This is a genomic window from Elusimicrobium simillimum, assembly GCF_049639735.1.
GTDB classification, from domain to species: domain Bacteria; phylum Elusimicrobiota; class Elusimicrobia; order Elusimicrobiales; family Elusimicrobiaceae; genus Elusimicrobium; species Elusimicrobium simillimum.
Genome location: NZ_JBEVVA010000003.1, coordinates 1,600,975 through 1,623,314, shown reverse-complemented (window position 1 = coordinate 1,623,314; position 22,340 = coordinate 1,600,975). Strand labels below are relative to the sequence as shown.

The window sequence follows — 22,340 nt, the reverse complement described above, 5'->3', positions numbered from 1 at the left end:
TTATCATTTTTCAAGATAGACAAACAGGCCGCCGCGCTTAATTTTAACCTCAAAACTGCGCTTTACGGTACTATTGCTAAGCGTAAGCGTTTGGGTAGCGCCAAGCGTAACATTAGTAAGCGGGAATTTTAAGTTAACCAGAGTTATGCCGCTGCAGTCTGTAGCGGGAATAAGGCTGACGCGTTTATCCGGTGTACACTTAAATTTTGTTGTCTTGTTTGTTGGGTAAATTGCCCAGCCGCGCCCCACAAAACTGATTTTCATTTTAGAAAGATATTTGAAAGACGAGTAGAGGTTACTGAGCGTAAAATCCAGCCTTTTGCCTGTGGCGCATACTATGGTGATATCTTTCAGTTTTAATTTTTTAGCGTAGTCTAACGCTTTTTCAAAATCCGTATTATCCTGGCGGGATATTTTTATCATTTTCACTTTGGCAAATTTGCGCTTTGTGGCTGCGGTAACAGAGTCCAAATCGCCCACAATTATATCAGGCGTAACGCCGGAAGCGGCGGCTATATTGGCTCCGCCGTCCACACATATTACAAAGTGTTTTTGGGCCAGTTCACGCAGATATGCGGCGGGTTCTTTAGCGCCGTTACATATAATTAAGGTTTTACGCATTTATATTTTCTCACTAAAAGTGATGTTGATAAAATAATTATACTAGTTAACAGCCCTATATAAAACCCGTCCAACTCAAAATGGTACTTAGGTGTTGCGGCCCACAGCGTCATCATTAAAGCTGAAGTTACGGCGGAAACACAAAAAACTTTATCAGTTATTTTACCGGGCCAAATATAGCCCGATACCAGCGGTATCAGCATGCACGCAGACATGTACGAGCCCAGCGTCAGCCAAATAGTTTTGAAACTGCCGTCTAAAAGTATGGCTATTACTATAGAAAACCCGCTTACAACAAACATGGCTACGCGGTTGGTTAGTATTACGTTTTTAAATTTATTTCTTAAAAAGTCATAGCTTAAAGTGTTAGAAGCTATGAACATAAAAGAGTCCAAAGTTGAAAGAATAATCGCCAAAATACCCGCTACAAAAAAGCCTTTCAAGCCAATAGGCAGCAGCTGCACAGAGTAAAAAAAGTAAGCGTGCGCTGGCTGGCTGTCCGGCAGTACGGCGCGCGCGTAAAGCGCGCCAAGCGTGGTGCAGATGTCAAAGCAAATCCAGATAACGGTGGAAATCAAAATACCTTTTTTTGCCGTCCCCGCAGAATTGGCGGCAAAGCAGCGTTGGTAAAAACTGGGGTCAACCAAAGTAGCCAGCGCTATAAAACCCCATATCAAAGTATTGGCCACGGTATTGCCGCCTGTAAGCGAAAAATGTGACTGCGGCAAATTATCAAATAAAAACTGCGTGCCGCCAAAAGTATAGAGCGAAAACAGCACAACAACCAGCACCGCAACGCACATAACAACAAACTGCACTATCTCAGAAAATACCACCGCCCTAAACCCGCCCCAGGCGCTGTAACAGCATGTAAACAACGCGCCCAGTATCATGCCCGTAAGCGTGCTTACGCCAAGCACCATGTTTAAAAACATGCCTATGCTTAACACGTAAGCTACCGGTAAAATATAAAAAAATGTAAACACTGCGGCGGTCTTAGCTGATTTGGGGCCAAACATTTTACCCGTAAGCTCTGGCAGTGTAACTGAGTTATAAGAGTAGATTTTTTTGACAATAAAAAAGGCGAATATGATATACGCGATATACCAAAAAACGCCTTGTATTAGAAAATTATGTATGCCGTAGTTAAAGGTAATTTCATTAACGCCAAATATGCCGCCGTACCATGTGGCGGTAAGCGTGGCCACAAACATGGGCAATGTAAGTTTGCGCCCCATCAACATATACTCAAGCACGCCGCCTTTGCCCTTTTCTTTTATGCGGTGCCCGTAAATTGCGGCGCCAAAAGTAATTATAAGGATAAACGCGAATACTACCCAATCTAACGGCGAAAGATAATTGTAAACAACTAAACTTGACTGCATAAAACCCCTACCAGCCCGATAAAAACGGTGGTATAAGTAACAGCATTGATACAAAAAATAATATTACCTGCAAAACTAAAATCCATTTTGCCCAGCGTATCCAGCTTATGCCGGCCATGCCTATGGCCGCAATTGTGACGGGGGCGGTGGGGATAATGGCGTTAGTCCAGCCTTCGCCAAACTGGTACGCCAAAATAACGGCCTGGCGTGAGAGGCCTATAATATCACCTAGCGGTATCATAATAGGCATGGTAAGTACAGACTGGCCCGAGCCGGATGCTATAAAAAAGTTTATTATTGTGTGTGATACAAACATACCTTGCAAAGCAAGCAGCGGGTGCAGTTTGCCTATAAGCAAAGCGATGAAATTTAAAATTGTATCAAGTATATTACCCTGCCCGGCCACCACAACAATACCGCGCGCCAACGCCAGCATTATGGCCACGCCAATCATGGTGCCGGCGCCCTGTATAATAGCGTCGGTAGTTTTGTTAAGCGGCAGCTTGCCTATAGCGGCGCATATTATGCCGCAGCCTAAAAACAGCGCGCCAATTTCCGTAATATACCACCCCAGCCTGGCCACGCCGTAAACCAAAAAGCACATAGACAGCGCGAACACAACCGCCACAATTTTATGGCGCGCGCTAAAAGCTGGTTTAGTTTTAAACTCATGCATATTAAGGCTTTCTTTTTTCTTAAGGTCATCTTGGTAAGTAATACTTTTTTTAGGGTGTTTCCTTACCTTCTCGCCGTACCAGGCTACAAAAGCCACAATAACGCTTGTGCATATAAACCACACCAGCACACGGTATCCCATGCCGCTGTACAGCGGCAGCTGGGCGATGTTTTGAGAAATACCAACAGTAAACGGGTTCATAAAGGCCGAACAAAACCCCGCCCACGCGCCTAAAAACGGTATGCTTACACCCACCACGCTGTCATAACCCAAAGACAATGCCAGCGGTATAAAAACGGGTATAAAAATAAGAGTTTCCTCTTCCATGCCAAATATGGCGCCGCCTACGGAAAAGATAAACATACACACAGGTATAAAAAGTACTTTTAACTTTGGATTATTGGCAAAAAAATAAGCTGTATTATTAATAATAGAGCTTATTGTTCCGGTGCGTTCGATAATTGTAAAAATGGCGCCTGTTATAAAAATAAAAATAATAATTTCGGCGCACTGGGTAAAACCTTTAATTGGCGCTTGCAAAATGTCGGCAATGCCTTGCCCGCTGCGCTCAACGCTGTGGTATGTGCCGGCAACCGTGTAAGATCTGCCGTCGCGTTCCACACGGTCGTAAGAGCCTGCGGGCAGCACCCAGGTGAGTGCTGCCATTATAATAGTGATACCAAAGATAAGCGCGTAAATATTTAATTGCAGGCCTTTATTCATTAATTACCAACCTAAATTACCATCCTATAAAAAATGGCGGGATTAACAAAAGCATAGACATTATTATAAGTATAAGCTCTAACTTCCAAAACCATTTTAACCATTTGGTCCAGCTTATGCCCGCTATAGCAAGCACAGCCACCGTAACGGGGGCGGTAGGAATAATCGGATTACCCCAGCCCTCGCCAAACTGGTACGCCAATACGGCAGTCTGCCTTGATACTCCCACAAGATCAGCCAAAGGCGCCATAATAGGCATAGTAAGCACCGCCTGCCCGGAGCCCGAGGCTATAAAAAAGTTTAGTATCGTCTGGAATATAAACATAGCCTGCGCCGCTAACCACGAGGGTAACGCGCCAATGGCCATGGCCATCCAGTTTAAAAACGTGTCTAAAATATTGCCGTCGGTAGCTACTATAATAATAGAGCGGGCTAAAGTGATAAGCAAACAAACGGAAATCATGTTCTTCATGCCGTCTATAATAGCGTCAGTTGTTTCAGTCACGCCCATGCGGCCGAATATGGCGCACAGTATACCTATAAGCAGGAACATGGCGGCAATTTCATCTATATACCAGCCGTAGTATGTTACGCCCGCTACCACGCCTACCAACCCCGCTATAAAAATAGCTATTACGGCTTTGTGCCCAAATTTTATTTTGGGTTTGCCAACTTCAATGTCGTTGACAATTTTAAGTTCGGCGCGTTTTTCGAGGTCAGTAGTATAGGTAATGCTTTTAGACGGGTTTTTAAGTATTTTCGCGCCGTAGCGGCTTACATATATGGTAACTATGCTGGTGGCTATAAGCCATACTATTACCCTGTAACCCCAGCCGGAGTATATGGGTAGTTCCGCTATTTTTTGCGCTATGCCTACGGTAAAAGGGTTTAAAAATGCCGAGCAAAAACCCGCGAACGCGCCCAAAAACGGCACAGCCATACCTACTATAGTATCGTAACCAAGAGAGAGTGCCAGCGGTATAAAGATGGGAACAAAAATAATTGTTTCCTCCTCCATGCCAAACAGCGCCCCGCAAATGGAAAACGAAAACATGCACACAGGAATAAAAAGCTTTTTAAGATGCTGGCGGTTAGAAAAAAAGTAGCTTATATTCTGAATGATAATATTAACGGTGCCGGTGCGTTCTATAATTGTAAAAACCGCGCCTATTACTAAAATAAAAATAATAATGTCTGAGCAAGCCTGAAAGCCTTTTATAGGGGCAAGCAAAATATCCTGCACGCCCTGCCCGGACTTTTCAACGCTATGGTAGGAACCTGCTATGGTTAAGGTCCTGCCGTCTTTTTCCACCCTGTCAAAGTGTCCCGCCGGGACAACCCATGACAATGCCGCTGTAAATATTAATATTCCAAAAACCAGCAAATATGTGTTAAGTTTCAGTTTTTCCATTTTTGTTTAGTGACTAACCTCTCTATCTTTCATGAATTTAACAGCAAAAATTACAATGCTATATTTTACTATTTTGCAGCCCGGCTTTGTAAATAAAAAAGACCTATAAAAGCTTGCCTTTTTGCTTGTACTGTATTATAATTAAAAAACATTCTTAAAAGGAGAAACTTATGAAAAAGGGTTTTACATTAATTGAACTTTTGGTAGTAGTTTTGATAATAGGTATATTGGCGGCCATAGCGCTGCCGCAGTATAATAAAGCGGTATTAAAAAGCAGGTTTGCCGAACCGCTTACAGTACTTCCCGCAATTAAAAGAGCCGCTGATATTTGCATGATGGCAAATAACGACGACGCGGACCATTGCAGAAACTTTAACAACCTTGACGTTGAAATCCCCGGTACAATAGTGGATTCATATACCGCTAAAACAAAAAACTTTCAGTATACGTTTGAGGTTAACTACAACCTTGCCGCGCCAGCCGCTTTTTATTTAGGCTCACAGGGCGAGCTTAACATAGGTTACCAGCCGGACGACGATGGCAACTCCAAGCTTATGTGTTCACAGAGCTGCGGTTGTATAAACGATAATTTATCTGAAGATGACGCAAAGTCATTATGTAAAGCGCTGGGTATAGATTATACGGCATCTTGTTTTACCTGCTAAAAATATTTAAATCTAAAAAACCCCTGGGACGTAACCGGGGGTTTTTTAACGTATCACGGCACACTTTTAACCGGCGCATTTTTGTATAATATATATACATATCTTTTAAGGAACATTATATGGCTGATAATAACAATAAAAACAAAAATAATAATAACAAATATTCCACAACAGTTTTACTTCCTAAAACAGAATTTCCCATGAGAGCGGGTCTGGTGCAAAAAGAACCTAAATTTGTGCAGTTTTGGGATGATATGAAGCTTTATGAAAAAATGCTTAAACTGCGTGAAGGCGCACCCGTATTTATGCTGCACGATGGCCCGCCATACGCCAACGGCCGCATACACATAGGCCACGCGCTGGACAAAACTTTAAAAGATATTGTTATTAAAAGCCGCACGATGGACGGTTACCAAGCCCCGTATATACCGGGCTGGGACTGCCACGGGTTGCCTATAGAAACAGCTTTAATGAAAGAGCTTAAAATAGACAAAAAAAGCATTAAAGAAGAGGCCGACGTGGCCAAATTCCGCGCACAAGCGCGTGAGTTTGCCGGTAAATTTATAGGCTTACAGAAAGACGGCTTTAAACGTCTTGGCGTGCAGGGTGATTTTGAAAATTATTATTCCACCATGGCCCCGCGTTTTGAGGGCAATATTATAAGCGTATTTTTAGACTTTGTTGAAAAGGGTATGGCGTACAGGGGTAAAAAAACAATTTCCTGGTGCCCCACCTGCGAAACCGCTTTGGCCGACGCTGAGACAGAGTATAAAGATAAAGTTTCCGTCTCAATATACCTGCGTTTTAACTTGGCCGACACATTTAAAGGCCACGACAACGCCTCTTTAGTAGTATGGACCACAACCCCGTGGACGATACCCGCCAACAAAGCCGCCGCCGTTAATAAGGACGAGCAATATATATTCCTTAAAGACAATAAAACGGGCGAATACTATATAGTGGCAGAGAAGCTGGCTGATACATTTATACAAATTTGTAATATGGACGTAACTAAAGAAGATACGTTTGCCGGTGAAGAGCTGGTTGGCGTTAAATACAAGCACCCGCTTACGGGCGAGCTTAACCCCGTCATATGGACAGACTTTGTAGCTATGGACACAGGCGTAGGTATAGTGCACATAGCGCCCGGCCATGGCGAGGACGACTTCCACGCGGGTCTTAACTGGAAGTTGGACATCTTCTGCCCTGTCGACGAAAAAGGTGTTTACACTAAAGAAGCCGGCGCATGCGCGGGCGAGCATGTTTTTAAAGCCAATATGAAAATTGTTGAACGTTTACAGCAGCTTGGCAACCTTATAAAACAAGAAAATATCACACACAGCTATCCGCATTGCTGGAGATGTAAGCAGCCCATCATATTTAGAACAACCGAGCAATGGTTCCTGTCAATTGACGGCCAAGGCTTAAGAGGTAAACTTACCGACGCGCTTGCGGGCGTAAAGTTCTACCCCGAGGCCGGCAGAGAGCGTATAACAAGCATGGTGCGTAACAGGCCCGACTGGTGTTTAACCCGCCAGAGATTCTGGGGCACGCCCACAACAATTTTCTACTGCGAAGACTGCGGTAAAGAACAAATAGACGCCAAGCTTTTTGCCCATATAAAAGAAATGGCCTTAAGATTAGGCGGAGATTTCTGGTTTGATTTGCCTAATGATCAAATTTTACCGGCCGGCTACACCTGCAAATGCGGCGGCAAAAACTTTAAGAAAGAAAAAGATATTTTAGACGTTTGGTTAGACGCCGGCTGTTCTTGGAAAGCCGTGCTGCTTGACCGCGGCCTTAAATATCCCGCAGACCTGTACTCCGAAGGGTCCGACCAGCACAGAGGCTGGTTTCAAACCTCACTTATACCGTCTGTGGCGCTGGAGGGGCAGTCACCCTTTAAAGCTATTTCCACGCACGGCTTTGTGCTGGACCAAGAGGGCAAGGCTATGCATAAATCCCTTGGCAACAGTGTTGAGCCGCACGAAGTTTTTGACAAATACGGCGCGGATATTTTGCGCTTGTGGGTCAGCCTGAGTGACTACCACGACGATATCAGAATATCGGACGAAATTTTAGGCGGCCCCGTTGACTCTTACCGCAAGTTTAGAAACACGTTAAGATACGCTATGGGCAGCTTATTTGATTTTGACCCTAAAAAACATAAAATGGCACCTGAAGAAATGACCGAGATGGACCGCTATATGTTAAGCAAACTCGGCGCTTTAATAGACGAGGCCCGCGCCGCTTACAATACCTACGAGTTTAGGCGTGTGGTACGCGCTTTGTTAGACTTTTGTATTTTGGATTTGTCTTCCTTTATGTTGGACGCTTCCAAAGACCGCCTGTACACAATAGGCACCAATGCCAAGTCAAGACGCAGCGCGCAAAACGCGCTTTATGAGATACTGCTTGTTTTGCTTAAATTTTTAGCGCCTGTAGTTTCTTTCACCACGGAAGAAGCCTGGCAGGAACTTAAAAAGATTGAGTGCGGCAAAGACTTGGAAGAAAGTATTTTCTTATCCTCATTCCCCAAAGAGTCCAGCGTTAAACGTGACGCGGAGCTGGAAGCCAAGTGGGACAAAATAAGAAACGTGCGCGAAGTTATACTTAAAAAATTAGAAGAAGCCAGGGCGGCTGGGTTAATAGGCTCCTCTCTGGAAGCTAAAGTAATATTTGCCACAACCGCAGAAGCGGAGTTTGCTTTCTTAGAAGAAAACAAAAATATTTGGCCGGAAATTGCCATAGTATCCGCCGTAGAAATAAACAAAACAGGCGGCGAAGCGCTAGATATAACCGTACAGCACGCCGACGGCGCCAAATGCCCCCGCTGCTGGCAGTGGAAAACGGATATCGGCACCAACACAAAATACCCCGAGCTTTGCGCCCGCTGCGCCAGCGTATTAGAAGAAGAGGGCGTTATTTTGCCGCAAGAGGCCGCTTAATGCACGGTATATCGGCAAAATTAAAAAGTTTAATTAAAAACAACAAAGCCACAATAATTATTTTGCTTATACTTGTGGCTTTGGACCGTATTACAAAAGTGCTGGCGCTTGACCTTTTGCGCCCGGTGGAAAGCGTGGAAATATTTAAGTATTTTCACCTGACATACCTTGAAAATACGGGCATGGCTTTTGGCATACTGCAAAACGGCAATTTGCTGTTAACCGGTATGATGATAGTGGTAATAGTTTTTATTTTAAAATCCTGGAAAGAACTTGCTGCGCTCAGGCCGCCGCTGGGGTGGTTGGGGCTGGTATTGATTCTTGGCGGCGCAATTGGTAATCTTTATGATAGAATTGTGTTAGGGTTTGTAGTGGATTTTATTGATTTCAGGGTCTGGCCGGTGTTTAACGTAGCGGACAGCGCGATATGCGTGGGCGCGGCGTTAGTGGCGCTGGCGATGTTTTTAGATAAACCTAAAAAGGACGCGGAGGCAAAATGAGAAAGTTATTAATTTTTACAGTATTATGCTGCGCCATACTCGCCGTAGGTTGTAAAAAAGACAGTGAGGTAGCCAAACTTAAACAGGCCAGGTATTATACCGACATAGGCCAGTACAGCAAAGCGCTGCCTTTGTATTCCTCCATAATCAAAGTTAACCCAAACAGCTACGCCGCCTACACAAACCGCGGTATTGTATATGATATCCTTTCAAACAAAGATTTTGAAAATAGAAAAAAACATATAGCCAACGCTGAGAAAGACTATATTAAAGCCGCTCAAATTAACCCCTATAGCGTAGAGGCGTTAAACAACCTGGGCGCGTTTTATATTGACCAGCGTAAATATTTTAACGCTATTATTTATCTTAACGAGGCCGTTAGATTAGCGCCTAATTATTATTCCGCTTTAGTTAACCGAGGTATCGCTTACTATAACGCTGGCGAAGGAATAAAGGCGTATAATGATTTTCATAAAGCAATTTCAATTAATCCAGAAGGCTGGCTGGCGTATTTTAACCGCGGGCTTTATTATTATGATATAGGCGATTATCTTAGCGCCGCGTTTGATTTCAGCCGCGTGCTCGCGCTGCGCCCGGACTATGGCCGTGCCTACCTTGAAAGAGGCCGCGCGCTTAAAATGCAGGACATGTACGCCGACGCTATGGAAAATTTTGAACAAGCCGTCGCACTTAACCCTAACGACCCTTTAGCGCATTACTATCTTGGCGAAATGTACTTAAAAGACGGCGACTATGAGGCCGCTTTGAGCGAGTTGACCAAATCAAAAGAATTAGACCCTGTTTTTGTGCCCACTTACGAACTTATGGGCGACGTTTACGCTATTGAAGACGCCGTGCAGGCGGCAGCCAATTATATCATAGCCAAAAAGATGGACCCCGCCAACGCCAGACGTTACGACGCTAAAATAAGAGCCATGCTTACCGACGAGGGCAGAGCAAGAGTTGTAGAAAGAAGATTTTTATAATTAATTTAAAATGACAAAAGAAGATAATATAACACCTGCGCACGCTAAGTCCGGATTTCTTTCTGTAAGTTATTACAGGATCAGGTTTATATTATCTTTTTTATTTCTGCTGCTTGTTATTTTATCGCAATATTTTCATAATGTGCCGCTTAGCATATTTTTGCTTTCCGTATTTGGCTGCCTTGTTTTTGGCGGGCACATATTTTACGCCGCGTATGAAGATATTAAAAACTTAAAATTTACTTTTAACGTGCTTGCCTCATTTTCAATATTGTCGGCGTTATGTTTTGGCCTGGTTAACTTGCTGTTGCACTTTAAAGTGTTTGGCGGCACAACAAATTTGTTTGTGTTTAGCATACTTAACGTATGTCTTATAAACTATGTTTACAGCACATTTGCCCGCTCCACAGAAATTTCTAAGGCTTTTATAAATAAAATGCAGGATTTTCTGCCCAAATCCGCCAGGCTTGTTAAAGAAGATAAAGAAGTAAGAATATTCGCCGGGGAAATTAAACGCGGTGATGTGCTGCACGTAAAAAAAGGCGAAGTTATCCCAACCGACGGTTTTATACTTAAAGGCAAAACCGATATAGAGGAAACAATTATCACAGGCAACACTGAACTTGCCGTTAAAAGAGAGGGGGATAATGTTTACGCCGGCACTACTAATAAAGCGGGTGATATTTTTATTGAAGCGTCTTGCGTACTTGCGCAAAGTGAGATAGCCTTTGTAATATCTAACCTTAAAAACAGCGAACTTAAAAAGAGGTTAAGTTATAATCCGCTTGATATATACGCCAAATATATGGCGGCGGTGCTTATGGCGGCTATTGTGCTGTTTGTGGGGTATAATATATACGTAAACGGTTTAAATAATGTTGAGTATTATATAAGGATAGGTTTGTTTTTAGCGGCTATGTGCTGTCCGTCCGCGTTTATAGTTTCTTTTTCTTTATCGGATTATTTCTCTAAAAAAGGGGCCGCGCGCCGCGGTATAGAAGTGCAAAATTTGCAGGCTTTAAAAACTTTTAAAAATGCGGATGTGCTTTATTTAGACAAGACAGGCACTTTAACAAACGGCGTTTTGGCCGTGGCCAAGGTTTACCCGGTAAAAGCCAAAAATAATATGCTGCTGCTTAAAAGCGCTCTCACGGCGGAAAAAAACTTGCAGGACCCATACAGCCAGGCCATAAAAAGATATTGTAAGGATGAGGGGATAACACCGGAAAAAGTAGATTCTATGGAAATTTACCCCGGCCAGGGCGTAATGGTAAAAAGCGGTAAAAACACTATATTAATAGGTAACGAAACCTGGTTTACGGAACAAAAAATAGAGTTTAAAAAGATTGACTCCGTACAACCTAACGAGATTACCATAGGCGTAGCCAGAAATAAAGAGTTTTTAGGTTTTATAACATTGTCGGACGAACTGCGCCACGGCGCCGGCGCCACGGTGGAAAACCTGAAAGCGCTTGGTAAAGAAATTATTTTAATTTCCGGCGACGGCAGTAAAACGGTTTCTTATATAGCGGGTATTCTTGGCGGGTTGGAATACCATTCTTCAGTACTGCCCGAAGCCAAGGCCGCCATGATACGCAAACGCGCCATAGACGGTAAAACCACAGTAATGGTGGGCGACGGGTTTAATGATATTTTAGCCATGTTGGAGGCGGATACAAGCGTGGCGTTTTACTCACCCAGTTCCGCCCACGCCAATTGGGTGGATATTGTTATAAAAAGGAAAGACTTTTCCGCGCTTAATTTACTTTTAAAATTATTTAATATTGTAAGGTTAAACATTTTGCAAAACATTGTCATAGCGTTTTTGGTAAATATAGCTTTGGTAGTGTTTTTGCTGGAATTTTCTTCTACGCCGTGGTATACCGTAATATCGTTTTGTTTAGGCGGCATACTGCTGGTTACTTTAAATTCAGCGAGGTTAGTTAAAATAAAATTATGAGCGAAAATGATATAGATTTTGGATACACCAAAGACCATGCCAGAAAGGGCGCCGACGCGGTTTTGCCCGACATTCAATGCTGGGAAAACCAGTATAAAAGGGACTATGATATTAAAATAGTACTGCCGGAGTTTTCCTCCGTATGCCCCAAAACGGGTTTGCCTGATTTTGGCGTTATAACCATAGACTATGTGCCGGACCAGCTTTGCCTTGAACTAAAGTCTTTAAAATACTATTTTCTTGAGTATAGAGACATGGGCATATTTATGGAAAACATAGCCAATAAAGTGCTTGACGATATAGTCAAAGCCTGCAGCCCCAAGAAAGCCGTTGTCACGGGTGACTTTACGCCCAGGGGCGGCTTGCGTTCCGTAATAGTGGCTAAATACGAGAAAAAATGACAAAAAAACTTAAAGGCCGTTTAGTATTTTTTATAATATCGCTGCTTACTTTAGCGGCGGCGGTGAGTTATGTGTATTATTCTAAACAGCCTAAAGGCACAATAATTACCTTTGAGGAAGAGCCCGCCGATATTGAAAACAGCCAGTACGCCTTTACGGGTGAGGTGGAAGCGGTTGAGCCCGACAGCCTGCCCTTTGAACCTGAAAGCACGGCGAGCGCCTTTGAGAATACAAACTTTGACGGCGTGGCCGAGAAAAACAAAAGCCTTATGGAGATGATAGCGGAAAATGAGGAAGACAGACGTTTACGTCCCGTTTATATAGAGTCTTTAGAAATGACGCCCGTGCCCCAAACCCCGCTGCTTAACGATGAACAGTCCGAGAGTGCGGTTGTTGCGGAGATGCCGGGTGACGAAGAGCTTGCCCAAACCAGAAGCGTAAGCATGCTTACCGCGCCTGTGGATTATAAAATAATACGCACCACGGCGGAGTATAACAAATTTAAAACGGCGGCCAAAGGTAAATACCCTGCGGTCGATTTTAATAAAAACGCCATTGTTGTGTTGGAGTCAAAAAGTAATTTGCCGGATAATATTTTTGAAATTACCGAAAGCAGGAAAGAAGACGGCAAAGATATAATAGACTTCAGGGTAAATATTTTCGGCCTTGATAAACGCACCCACAGCCACACCTACAAGGTGGTTGGCAAAAATATAAAGACTGTTACCTTAAACCAAATCTTATAAATAAAAAGCAATATGAGAGGGAATTATGAAAAGAAGTACTTTATTTATTGTTTTAGCTATTTTAATAGCCTTTGTCACAGTAGGACGTATTATACTTTATGTGATTGCGCCTGAAGTCAACTCTTCTTCAAGTCCTGTTTTAGGATTTGTGTTGGGTTTTATTATGTCAGGATGTTCTCTTTTTCTTGGATTTGATATGAGAAGAAAAGAGAAGTCTGGTGGAAATAAAAAATAAAATGCTTCTCTCTATCCAGTTTTAAATAACCCCCCCACCAAAAAGTGGGGGGGTATTTTAGATATATATATGTATAAATTAAGTCATCCTGAATTTTTGCGTCAACGCAAAAATGTGAGGATCTACCTTATAAAAACAATAGAAGTTTAAAAAGTGGTAGATGTCCACTTCGGCGCGTTGCCGCGCCTCCTCAACATGACCTTACTCGGCAACTTTTTTACCTGTTAAATTTATAATTTACTTCTCTTCCTTCCCATACTATTTGCACCGTTACGGGGTGTGTAAGCGGGTGGTCTTTTACCGCGCCCCAGGCCATTACCATGCGTTCCATTTGGTCGTTAGCGCCGTGCGAGCCTGACACTCCCATTATAACCCTGCTTGCGTCCGCCACGTGTGCAACTTGGCTGAGCGCGTAGTACGGGTCATTAGATTCCACCAGTATCGGTATTATGGTATGTCCGTATTTTTCGGCCACTAAAATTACGTTAGAAAATATTTCTTTAACGTCTACTATACAGGCGGACTTAAGGGAATTTTTGCCAAACATAGTACCCTTGGACGGTTTTGCGTACAGCACTATAATGTCTGTGTCGTCGCTGGTAAGTTCTTTTAAAAAATCTTCAAGGTGGTACAAGTTATCCGGGTCTTTCACACCTATTACCACACGGTTGTCATGCTCCAGGTCTTCCAGCGCGTCGCTTAAAGTAGCTACTGTGGATGTGTTAAGTTCTTCTCTGTGCCCTTCTTCAAACATAATGTTGGCTTTTTTAGCGTTAAGCCGTTCTGATATATAAAACACCGTAAACAGCAGCGCCGTAAAACTTAAGCCCGCCACAGTGGCGGTACGCTTTGTAATTAAGTTTATAGAGGCTATAGAAAATAACATTAAAAATATTAATATGGCGCCAATGGGCAGATTGTAATTTCTAAATTTAATATTGAGCGGCACCATAAATTTTCTTGTGCCGGGAGCTTTAAAGCGCAGCATTATTATGGATAATGTTTCCAGCACGGCGCTCCACAGTACGCCAAAGGCGTACGCCTCGCCCAGTATATATACGTTACCGCGCGACGCTACTATTATAATAAGCTGCAGTATTACCACTATATTTATTAAGTGGTAGGTGGTGCCGTATTTTTTATGTATTTTTCTAAACCAGTCTGTTAAAATACCGTCTTCCGCTATTCTGTTAAGTACGGAGTTAGAGCCTATAAGCGCGGTGTTAACCGCCCCCGCAAGCATGACGGTGCCGGCTATAACCAGCGCGCCCTGCAGTATCAGGCGCAGTATTTCCGGGCCGCTAAGTTCCATGGCCAAACCTGCCAGCAGGTTAGAATTATATTTAGTGGCAATAAGTTCCGCCGGGATTATGACGGAAGATAAGAATGTCAGCCCGCCCGTAAAAAGCAAAGCGAACACAAATACCAGCAAAGCGGCTTTTTTAAGATTTTGTATTTTTGGGTATTCAATTTCCCTGTAAACCTGTGCCAAAGTTTCCAACCCGCTTAACGCCAAAACGCTGTGCCCTATTGCCATCATCACGCCTATTATACCTATGGAGCGGGCCCAGTCTATATTTTTGGCCCAGCCAAGGGCGTAGTCTGTAAGCTGCGGTTTTATGGGGGGGAGTGTGGCGCCTTTTATAAAAATTGTTATTATGCCCCACACCGCAAGTATGGCGGCTACTATTAAAGAGGCTGTTATAATTTTAACGCTTTTATCAGTACTTTCCGATATGCCTTTTATGTTTTGGCGCCAAAAATAGAGCGTAACAATTATGGCAAACATTACTGAGAACAGATTGTCCGGCACGCTGATATTCACGCCAAAGTGCGCCATGGTAGAATTTATAAAACCGGATAAATAATGTCCCGCCGCCACGGAACTTATAGGCCCCGTAAGCACAAAGTCAAACACTATGGCGGACGCCGCTATCTTGGCCATACGGTTGCCCAGGCCCTCTTTTACCACCTTATATATACCGCCGCGCACAAATAGTGAGCAGGACTCTATGTATACAGTCAGCAAAATACCCGCGAACAACATTACAAATAAAATATACCACGGGAACGCCGGGCCAAACGCGCGCATAGCTATGCCGCCGGCGTAAAACGCGCTGGAGCCAAAGTCGCACAGCACTACGGCAGCCGCTTTCCAAAAGGGTATAAATGTGAGAACGGCAGTGGTTATAACCATTACCTTTTTAACGCCCATAGGGCTTTTGGTACTTGGGGGTTGGTCGCTGGTCATTATTCGTTTATAATTTTAAGCACTTCTTCTATACTGCCCGCGTTTGTAAGGGCGGACACAAAACTGTCTTTAAATCTCTCAGACAGTTCGGCTAATATTTGTAAGTGTTTCTGAAAAAATTCCGGGTTGGAGGGGGAAAGAAACAGGAACATCACTTTTATAACGGCGTTGCCGGCGGCGGGGTCTTTAATGCCCGCGGGCACTACTGCCAGCGCAGCGCGGAAAGTGGTAATCTCATCCACCCTTGAGTGCGGTATGCTTAAGCCTGTGTCTAAGGTTGTGGGTATACCTTCTTCGCGTTTGAGCACACGGTCCAGTATCTCTGCCGTGTCCATTTCGTTAAGGCCCTTGCAGGCTATAGAGACAAGCTGTTTTATCAGCTCTCCCTTTTGAACATTCTGTTCTTTTACTAATACTACGTTTGTTTGGTCAAGTAAACTGCTAATACTTGTTTGAATATCTGGTGACATATAGACTATTATATCACAATAAAACAAAAAGGTTGACAGTCCCGTATGTTTAAGGCTAAAATCTAAGTTTAACGGTCAATATTATTAAGGAGAGCATTATGTCTAAAAGGTCAATTGTCATTATATGTGTGGTACTGTTACTGGCGCTTGCCGGCTGGCAGGCCTATAAGAACGTTCAATACAAAAGGTATATAAGAAAAGCAGCCAGCAGACTGTACGCGGTTGAACCCGCCAGAAAAGAAGCCGCCGCAGAGTATTTTGCCAAAGCAAAAGCGCTTTACCCTAACAGGCTGGATACTATTTATTTAGACGCTCTGTTTAAAGCGCGTAGTATGTATTTACCCAGCACGGCGCAGCAACGTATAGATATTTTTACCCCTGTAATAAAAAAATTAAACACCATACCCCCGTCAAAAATATCTATGGAAATACCCGGTTATGTGGATATGTATTTTAACCGCGCGGCGGCATATAATGATATTGGCGACAAAGAGTCCGCCTTAAAAGACATAAACGCTATTATAAAAATAGGCGGCGGTGTTGACACTAATCCCCAAACGCTTGCCATTGCTGACTTATACTGCGGCGCGGGCGAGTACGACGAGGCGCTTAAATGGCGTGAGCAATATGTTAAAGACAATAAGGAAAGCCACTATGTTTTACATATGCTTGCCATAATAAAAACCAGGCAGGGCAAATATGATGAGGCGCTTAAAGCCTTAGCTGAAAACAAAAAAGTTCTGGACGCCGCTGTAAAAGAAGGCAAAACAAAACCCGGCAGCCCCATGGAGTTGGCCATTTACACACGTGAGGCAAAGGCGTTATTAGGCCAAAAGAAATATAAAGAAGCTTTGGCCGCTTCAAACAAAGCTATTAAAGGTTTAGAAGATTATAAAAAGACGCGTCCGGAAGCTCTTAAATTTCCTTTCTATATCTGCGGCTTAGAAGACGCCTACTTTCTCATAGACTACAAAACCAGGGCGGAAATTAAAAAAGCCCTTGGCGACAGCAAAGGCGCCGAGGCCGATTTAAAGAAAGATAAAGAATACCAGGCGACATTGGCAAAATAGCCTTTCGTTTTAACAAAATAAATTAGCAGCGGGGCGCAAAACAACACACGGTTTTGCGCCCCAACCCTACCAAAAACCGCCATTTAAGTCAATATCTAATAATCTGAATCAGTTTTCAACTGTCTCCAAATTTAATAATATATATATAAGCAATATTCCAGGGTGTTTGTGATCACCCTTATCAGTTATTTTAAAAACCGGAGTTATTAAATGGCGAATAAGAATCTAGAACCTATAGCTATTATAGGTATAGGCGTAGTAATGCCTGAAGCTTTAAATAAAGATATTTATTGGCAGAATATTTTAGATGGTAAAAATTGTATTACGGAAGTGTCTAAAGACACTCACTGGGACCCTGAACTTTTCTACAGCCCTGACCACAGCGCCCCGGACAAAACTTATTCCAAAATAGGCGGCTTTATCCGCGGGTTTCAGTTTAATTCTATAAAATACCGCATACCGCCCCAAGTGGCTAAACAGATGGACATGGTCCAGTGTTTAGCGGTGGAAACAACCGCCATGGCTCTCGCAGACTCCGGCTATGACAAAAAAGAATTTGACCGCACCCGCACTGCCGTTATCATAGGCAACGCCATGGGCGGCATGAAGGGCGAAATGTCCAACACCCGCGCCAACGCCCCGCTTTTTAATGAAATCATAAAAAAAACCAAAACATTCGCCTCATTAGACCCCGCTTCAGCAGAGGCTCTTATTAATGAAATACAAGCAGGCGTTAACGAAACCTTCTTACCTATTACCGAGGACACTATGCCTGGCGAACTTTCCAACGTTATCGCCGGCCGTGTTGCCAACGTTTTCAATTTAAACGGCACCAACTTTACGGTTGACGCCGCCTGCGCCACATCACTGGCGGCGGTGGACCAGGCCGTTAACGGCCTTAGGCTTGGCAACTACGACATGGTAGTTTGCGGCGGTATTGACCAGATGATGAGCCCGTCCGCATTTATCAAATTTTCCAAAATAGGCGCTTTGTCAGCCACAGGCTCCCGCCCGTTTGACGCGGACGCGGATGGCTTTGTAATGGCAGAGGGCGCCGGCATAGTTATACTTAAGCGCCTTAGCGACGCTGTTAAAGACGGCGACAAAATTTACTCCGTAGTCCGCGCCATTGGCGCCAGCAGCGACGGCAAAGGCAAGGGCATAACAGCACCCAACCCCAAAGGCCAAAAGCTTGCGGTAGAAAAAACATTTGAACAGCTTGAATATACCCCCGGCGACGTCGGCCTTTTAGAAGCGCACGGTACCAGCACCAAAGTTGGTGACGCTGTTGAAGTGGCTTCACTTAACGAAACTTTTGCCCCTCACGCCAAACCGGGCACAATAGGTTTAGGTTCAATCAAATCACAAATCGGCCACGCAAAAGCGGCGGCCGGCGTGGCGTCACTTATCAAGGCGTCGCTTGCTATATATAATAAGGTACTGCCGCCTTCAATTAACTTTGTTAAACCCAACCCTACGGTTGACTGGTCTACCTGCCCTTTTAGGGTTATTACTAAACCAGAAGCTTGGGGTGGTGATAAAATAAGAAGGGCCAACGTTTCATCCTTCGGCTTTGGCGGTACCAACTTCCACGTAGCTTTAGAGGAAATGCACCCGGCTTTAACGCAAAAAAAATACGGTACAGCTTTAGAATCAAATAACACAACACAAACTTGCGCATGCAGCCAGCAGGCGGCCGCGCAAGGCAAGGAGAATGTAATGGACAGTAGTAAGTATGCTTTACTTGTTGACCCGGAAAAACTGCAGGGGGATATGTTAACCTTCTCGGCGGATTCCAAGCAGGAATTAATTAACGAACTTCAGCGCGCCGTGGTCGCCTCCTCGGCGGACCCTTTGTTTATAGCTAAGAACGCCTACAAAAATCACATTGCCCCGCACAAGCAGTTTGCTGTTGTTATCAATGTTGAATCAATAGCCAAACTTAAAGAAAAGGTAGAATTTTTTATTAAAGTATCCGCCACCATGGACGTGTGGACGCAGGATTCTTTACACCTTAAAATGAAAGGTATTTACCCGTTTAAACCTTCTAAACATACGCCCAAAGTAGCGTTTATGTTCCCGGGCCAGGGCTCGCAGTACGTGGACATGATGAAAGACCTTGCCAGCAAATATAAAGTAGTTAAAGACACCTTTGACGAAGCCGACAGAATTTTAAAAGACCTTATAGACACCACTCTTACAGAAGTAATTTGGTCAAAAGAGGGTGAGTCTAAAGAAGAGCTTGCCAAACGTGAAGACGCCATTAAGCAAACACAAATGACACAGCCGGCAGTTATGACGGCCGACGTCGCTATGATGCGCCTACTTTCTTCTTACGGTATTAAGCCCGAGGTTGTTATGGGCCACAGCCTTGGCGAGTACGCCGCCGCTGTCGCCGCAGGTATTTTTGATTTTGAAAACGGTTTAAAATCTGTAACAAACCGCGCCAAATCTATGGCTAATATTACAGTGGAAGACCCGGGTATGATGATATCCGTCTCCGCCCCCGTAGAACGTGTGGAACCTGAGCTTAAAAAGATCAGCGGCTACATTGCCATAGCTAACAAAAACTGCCCTACGCAAACAGTAATAGCCGGCGAAACAAAATCAGCCGAAGCCGCCTTAAAAATGTTTACAGACATGGGCATACAGGCTGTTAAAGTACCTGTGTCACACGCTTTCCATTCACAAATTATTAAACCGGCCGAGGCCCCTTACCGCGCTTTCCTTAACACCTTAACGGTAAATGCGCCTAAGCTGCCTATTACGTCTAACGTAACGGCGGACTTCTTTCCTAATGACCCGGCTAAAATTAAAGACCTTTTGGTTGAGCAGTTGGTAAGCTCTGTCGAATGGATTGAACAGCTTAAACGCACCTATGATTCCGGCGTAAGGCTGTTTGTTGAATGCGGCCCCAAACGTGTGCTTAGCGCGTTTGCCGCCAATACATTGGACGATAAAAAAGACATCAAAGTTCTTGCCTCTAACCACCCTAAAAAGGGCGGTATCAGTGAATTTAACGATTTGCTTGCCAACTTAACTGCCAGCGGCATTGACCTTAACTGGTCAGGCACTGAAGTTAACGGCGGCGATGTTCTAAACCCCGCGTTTGCAACGTGGGTAAAAGGCGACACTCAGGCACAAGTTCCGCAGCAAGCGGCGCCGTCTGTTGCGCCAAGGGCGGAGGCTCCTAAAATGACATGTAACAATGAATCAATAGTTATCAGCGGTATCGCGGCGGGTACACCCGGTACCTGGGAAAAAGTTTTCAGAGAGGGTGCGCTTGACGATATTTTGCAAGGCCGCAACCTTATAGAAAATATTCCCGCAGACATGCAGCAAAAACAGATTGATAAAAATGTGGAATACGTGGTTAAATCACCCGATGGTAACCACAGGGTAGAAAAATTAAACTCTATTTCACAGGCCATTAAACTCAGCGCCAGAGCGGGCAGCTTTGACCTGGAAAAAGAATTTGGCCTCCCCGCCAAATGGGTGTCTTCTATGGACCAGTCTTTTAAGCTGGCCATAGGCGCCGGTATGCTGGCGCTTAAAGACGCGGGCATTCCTTTAACCTTATATTATAAGCCTACATCAACCGGCGGTTATTTACCGGACAGATGGGGTTTACCTGCCGAGATGATTGACACCACAGGCGTTATTTTTACCTCAGCCTTCCCCAACTTTAACGGTATAGTAACAGAGGTTGTGCGTAACTTAACCAGCAGCCTTGCCGCTAAATCAAAAGATGAAATTTACAGCTTTTACGAACATCTTATTTCTAAAATATCAGATGCCGCGCTTAAAAGAGAAATTTCAGAATGGTTCGCTTCCAACTACGCGCAGTACGGCGATAAGAGGGAAGTATTCGCGCAGGACTTCCTGCTTAAATCTATCCCGATAGCGCACAGTCATTTCGCGCAGTGGATAAGGGCCAAGGGCCCAGCCACGGCGCTTAGCGGCGCTTGCGCCTCAACAGCCCAGGCGGTAGGTGTGGCCAGTGACTGGATTAAGCTTGGCCGCGCAAAACGTGTTATCATTATCAGCGCCGATGATATTACAAACGAGAAAGTGCAGGAATGGCTTATCACCGGCTTCCTCGCCAGCGGCGCAGCCAGCACGGAAGCTGACGTTACCAAAGCCGCCGTACCTTTTGATAAGAGAAGAAACGGCATGATTGTGGGTATGGGCGCGGCCTCACTGGTAGTAGAGGCTGAGTCTGAAGTGCTTGCCCGCGGTATGAAGCCGCTTGTAAAAGTGTTGGAAACCGATATCAGAAACAGCGGTTTTCACCCAACCAGAATTGATGTCGCGCACGTGGCTGATATTATGGACCAAATGGTTGGCAGAGCGGAACGTGATTATGGCATAAACAGGTCTGATATAGCCAAAAACTTAGTTTTTATCTCACACGAAACCTACACCCCGGCACGCGGCGGCAGCGCCAGCGCCGAGGTACACGCGCTTAAGCAGACATTTGGCGCAGACGTGGAAAAGGTTATTGTCAGCAATACCAAAGGTTTTACAGGCCACGCCATGGGCGCGGGTATTGAGGATGTTATAGCGGTGCGCTGTCTTAACACAGGTATTATACCGCCCATTGCCAACTATAAAGAGGCTGACCCTGAACTTGCGGGTATTACCTTAAGCAAAGGCGGCAAATATGATTTTAAATACTCACTGCGCTTAGGCGCGGGCTTTGGCTCCCAGGTGGGTATGACGCTGATGGAAAAAGTATGGACAGACGGCGAACCCAGAATTGTTGACGCCGCCAAACATACAGAGTGGCTTAAACAAATTTCAGGCCAGGCTAACCCCGCGCTTGAAGTTGTGCAAAACACTTTAAGGGTAAAAGATAATTTTACCCCGGGCCAAAAACCTGCTTTAGTTATGGAAGGGTCGCAGGCTTTTGTGGACAAAGTGGCAAAACCCGCTGTTAAAGCGGTGCCCGCCGCCGCGCCCGCGCCTGCGGCAAAACCCGCAGTTGTGGCACCCGCACCTGTGGTTGCAGCGCCAGCCGCCGCCGCACCCTCAAAATCTTTTGATAAATCAGCCGTAACAAAAGAGATTGTAGATTTAATTTCAGACAAAACAGGCTACCCGCAAGACATGTTAGAGTTGGACCTTGACATGGAAGCGGACCTTGGCATTGACACGGTAAAACAGGCCGAACTTTTTGCCGCTATCCGTGAAAAATACGGTATAGCCCAGGCAGAGGGCACAGGCATACAGCTTAAAGATTACCCTACAATTAATCATGTAATAGGTTATGTAATGGACGGCGGCAACGCC

15 protein-coding genes and 1 pseudogene are annotated in these 22,340 nt (G+C 44.5%); 10 read left to right on the top strand and 6 right to left on the bottom strand.

What is annotated here, in order from left to right; all coding sequences use genetic code 11:
• Nucleotides 1-3: 3 nt before the first annotated feature.
• Genes AAIR98_RS08285 through AAIR98_RS08270 form a run of 4 tightly spaced genes read right to left on the bottom strand, consistent with a single transcriptional unit; the run spans nt 4 to nt 4,816 of the window.
• Nucleotides 4-621: a thiamine diphosphokinase gene (locus tag AAIR98_RS08285; RefSeq protein WP_423971721.1), complete on the bottom strand. Its 618-nt coding sequence runs from the start codon at nt 619-621 to the stop codon at nt 4-6.
• Nucleotides 606-2,006 carry a sodium:solute symporter family protein gene (locus AAIR98_RS08280; protein ID WP_423971720.1) on the bottom strand — a complete coding sequence of 467 codons (1,401 nt, stop codon included), beginning with the start codon at nt 2,004-2,006 and terminating at the stop codon, nt 606-608. Before AAIR98_RS08280 ends, AAIR98_RS08285 begins: the two co-directional genes overlap by 16 nt.
• Before the next feature lie 7 nt (nt 2,007-2,013).
• Nucleotides 2,014-3,405, bottom strand: coding sequence for a YfcC family protein (locus tag AAIR98_RS08275; RefSeq protein ID WP_423971719.1), 1,392 nt, complete (start codon nt 3,403-3,405; stop codon nt 2,014-2,016).
• Between the two features lie 16 nt (nt 3,406-3,421).
• Nucleotides 3,422-4,816 (bottom strand): YfcC family protein, encoded by a 1,395-nt coding sequence (locus AAIR98_RS08270; protein ID WP_423971718.1) that lies wholly within the window; start codon nt 4,814-4,816, stop codon nt 3,422-3,424.
• A 170-nt stretch (nt 4,817-4,986) separates the two neighbouring features.
• On the opposite strand from AAIR98_RS08270, the gene AAIR98_RS08265 reads away from it, so the two are divergent.
• The 8 genes from AAIR98_RS08265 (at nt 4,987) to AAIR98_RS08230 (ending at nt 13,257) form a co-directional block, all read left to right on the top strand.
• Nucleotides 4,987-5,481 (top strand): pilin, encoded by a 495-nt coding sequence (locus AAIR98_RS08265; RefSeq protein WP_423971717.1) that lies wholly within the window; start codon nt 4,987-4,989, stop codon nt 5,479-5,481.
• A gap of 119 nt (nt 5,482-5,600) precedes the next feature.
• On the top strand, nt 5,601-8,429 hold the full coding sequence (gene ileS / locus AAIR98_RS08260; protein WP_423971716.1) for an isoleucine--tRNA ligase: 2,829 nt from the start codon (nt 5,601-5,603) through the stop codon (nt 8,427-8,429).
• On the top strand, nt 8,429-8,929 hold the full coding sequence (gene lspA, locus AAIR98_RS08255; RefSeq protein WP_423971715.1) for a signal peptidase II: 501 nt from the start codon (nt 8,429-8,431) through the stop codon (nt 8,927-8,929). Before ileS ends, lspA begins: the two co-directional genes overlap by 1 nt.
• On the top strand, nt 8,926-9,915 hold the full coding sequence (locus tag AAIR98_RS08250) for a tetratricopeptide repeat protein (protein WP_423971714.1): 990 nt from the start codon (nt 8,926-8,928) through the stop codon (nt 9,913-9,915). Before lspA ends, AAIR98_RS08250 begins: the two co-directional genes overlap by 4 nt.
• 10 nt (nt 9,916-9,925) lie before the next feature.
• Nucleotides 9,926-11,875, top strand: a complete 1,950-nt coding sequence (locus AAIR98_RS08245) for a heavy metal translocating P-type ATPase (RefSeq protein WP_423971713.1) — start codon at nt 9,926-9,928, stop codon at nt 11,873-11,875.
• On the top strand, nt 11,872-12,276 hold the full coding sequence (gene queF / locus AAIR98_RS08240) for a preQ(1) synthase (protein ID WP_423971712.1): 405 nt from the start codon (nt 11,872-11,874) through the stop codon (nt 12,274-12,276). Before AAIR98_RS08245 ends, queF begins: the two co-directional genes overlap by 4 nt.
• Nucleotides 12,273-13,022 (top strand): hypothetical protein, encoded by a 750-nt coding sequence (locus AAIR98_RS08235; protein WP_423971711.1) that lies wholly within the window; start codon nt 12,273-12,275, stop codon nt 13,020-13,022. The genes queF and AAIR98_RS08235 overlap by 4 nt, the downstream gene beginning before the upstream one ends.
• A 25-nt stretch (nt 13,023-13,047) precedes the next feature.
• Nucleotides 13,048-13,257, top strand: coding sequence for a hypothetical protein (locus tag AAIR98_RS08230; protein WP_423971710.1), 210 nt, complete (start codon nt 13,048-13,050; stop codon nt 13,255-13,257).
• A 217-nt stretch (nt 13,258-13,474) separates the two neighbouring features.
• Here the strand turns inward: AAIR98_RS08230 and AAIR98_RS08225 are convergent, their stop codons facing one another.
• Nucleotides 13,475-15,508: an APC family permease gene (locus tag AAIR98_RS08225; RefSeq protein ID WP_423971709.1), complete on the bottom strand. Its 2,034-nt coding sequence runs from the start codon at nt 15,506-15,508 to the stop codon at nt 13,475-13,477.
• On the bottom strand, nt 15,508-15,978 hold the full coding sequence (locus AAIR98_RS08220; RefSeq protein WP_423971708.1) for a PTS sugar transporter subunit IIA: 471 nt from the start codon (nt 15,976-15,978) through the stop codon (nt 15,508-15,510). Before AAIR98_RS08220 ends, AAIR98_RS08225 begins: the two co-directional genes overlap by 1 nt.
• Nucleotides 15,979-16,076: 98 nt before the next feature.
• Here AAIR98_RS08220 and AAIR98_RS08215 point away from each other — a divergent pair, with 98 nt between their 5' ends.
• The gene (locus tag AAIR98_RS08215; RefSeq protein WP_423971707.1) at nt 16,077-17,048 is read left to right on the top strand and encodes a tetratricopeptide repeat protein; all 972 of its coding nucleotides are present in this window, start codon (nt 16,077-16,079) and stop codon (nt 17,046-17,048) included.
• 210 nt (nt 17,049-17,258) lie between these two features.
• Nucleotides 17,259-21,647: pseudogene (locus AAIR98_RS08210) on the top strand (beta-ketoacyl synthase N-terminal-like domain-containing protein); the annotation flags it as partial.
• Nucleotides 21,648-22,340 lie beyond the last annotated feature (693 nt).

Coding starts and splice junctions, on each gene's coding strand:
- AAIR98_RS08285 (WP_423971721.1), bottom strand. CDS start 621: ATGCGTAAAACCTTAATTATATGTAACGGCGCTAAAGAACCCGCCGCA.
- AAIR98_RS08280 (WP_423971720.1), bottom strand. CDS start 2,006: ATGCAGTCAAGTTTAGTTGTTTACAATTATCTTTCGCCGTTAGATTGG.
- AAIR98_RS08275 (WP_423971719.1), bottom strand. CDS start 3,405: ATGAATAAAGGCCTGCAATTAAATATTTACGCGCTTATCTTTGGTATC.
- AAIR98_RS08270 (WP_423971718.1), bottom strand. CDS start 4,816: ATGGAAAAACTGAAACTTAACACATATTTGCTGGTTTTTGGAATATTA.
- AAIR98_RS08265 (WP_423971717.1), top strand. CDS start 4,987: ATGAAAAAGGGTTTTACATTAATTGAACTTTTGGTAGTAGTTTTGATA.
- ileS (WP_423971716.1), top strand. CDS start 5,601: ATGGCTGATAATAACAATAAAAACAAAAATAATAATAACAAATATTCC.
- lspA (WP_423971715.1), top strand. CDS start 8,429: ATGCACGGTATATCGGCAAAATTAAAAAGTTTAATTAAAAACAACAAA.
- AAIR98_RS08250 (WP_423971714.1), top strand. CDS start 8,926: ATGAGAAAGTTATTAATTTTTACAGTATTATGCTGCGCCATACTCGCC.
- AAIR98_RS08245 (WP_423971713.1), top strand. CDS start 9,926: ATGACAAAAGAAGATAATATAACACCTGCGCACGCTAAGTCCGGATTT.
- queF (WP_423971712.1), top strand. CDS start 11,872: ATGAGCGAAAATGATATAGATTTTGGATACACCAAAGACCATGCCAGA.
- AAIR98_RS08235 (WP_423971711.1), top strand. CDS start 12,273: ATGACAAAAAAACTTAAAGGCCGTTTAGTATTTTTTATAATATCGCTG.
- AAIR98_RS08230 (WP_423971710.1), top strand. CDS start 13,048: ATGAAAAGAAGTACTTTATTTATTGTTTTAGCTATTTTAATAGCCTTT.
- AAIR98_RS08225 (WP_423971709.1), bottom strand. CDS start 15,508: ATGACCAGCGACCAACCCCCAAGTACCAAAAGCCCTATGGGCGTTAAA.
- AAIR98_RS08220 (WP_423971708.1), bottom strand. CDS start 15,978: ATGTCACCAGATATTCAAACAAGTATTAGCAGTTTACTTGACCAAACA.
- AAIR98_RS08215 (WP_423971707.1), top strand. CDS start 16,077: ATGTCTAAAAGGTCAATTGTCATTATATGTGTGGTACTGTTACTGGCG.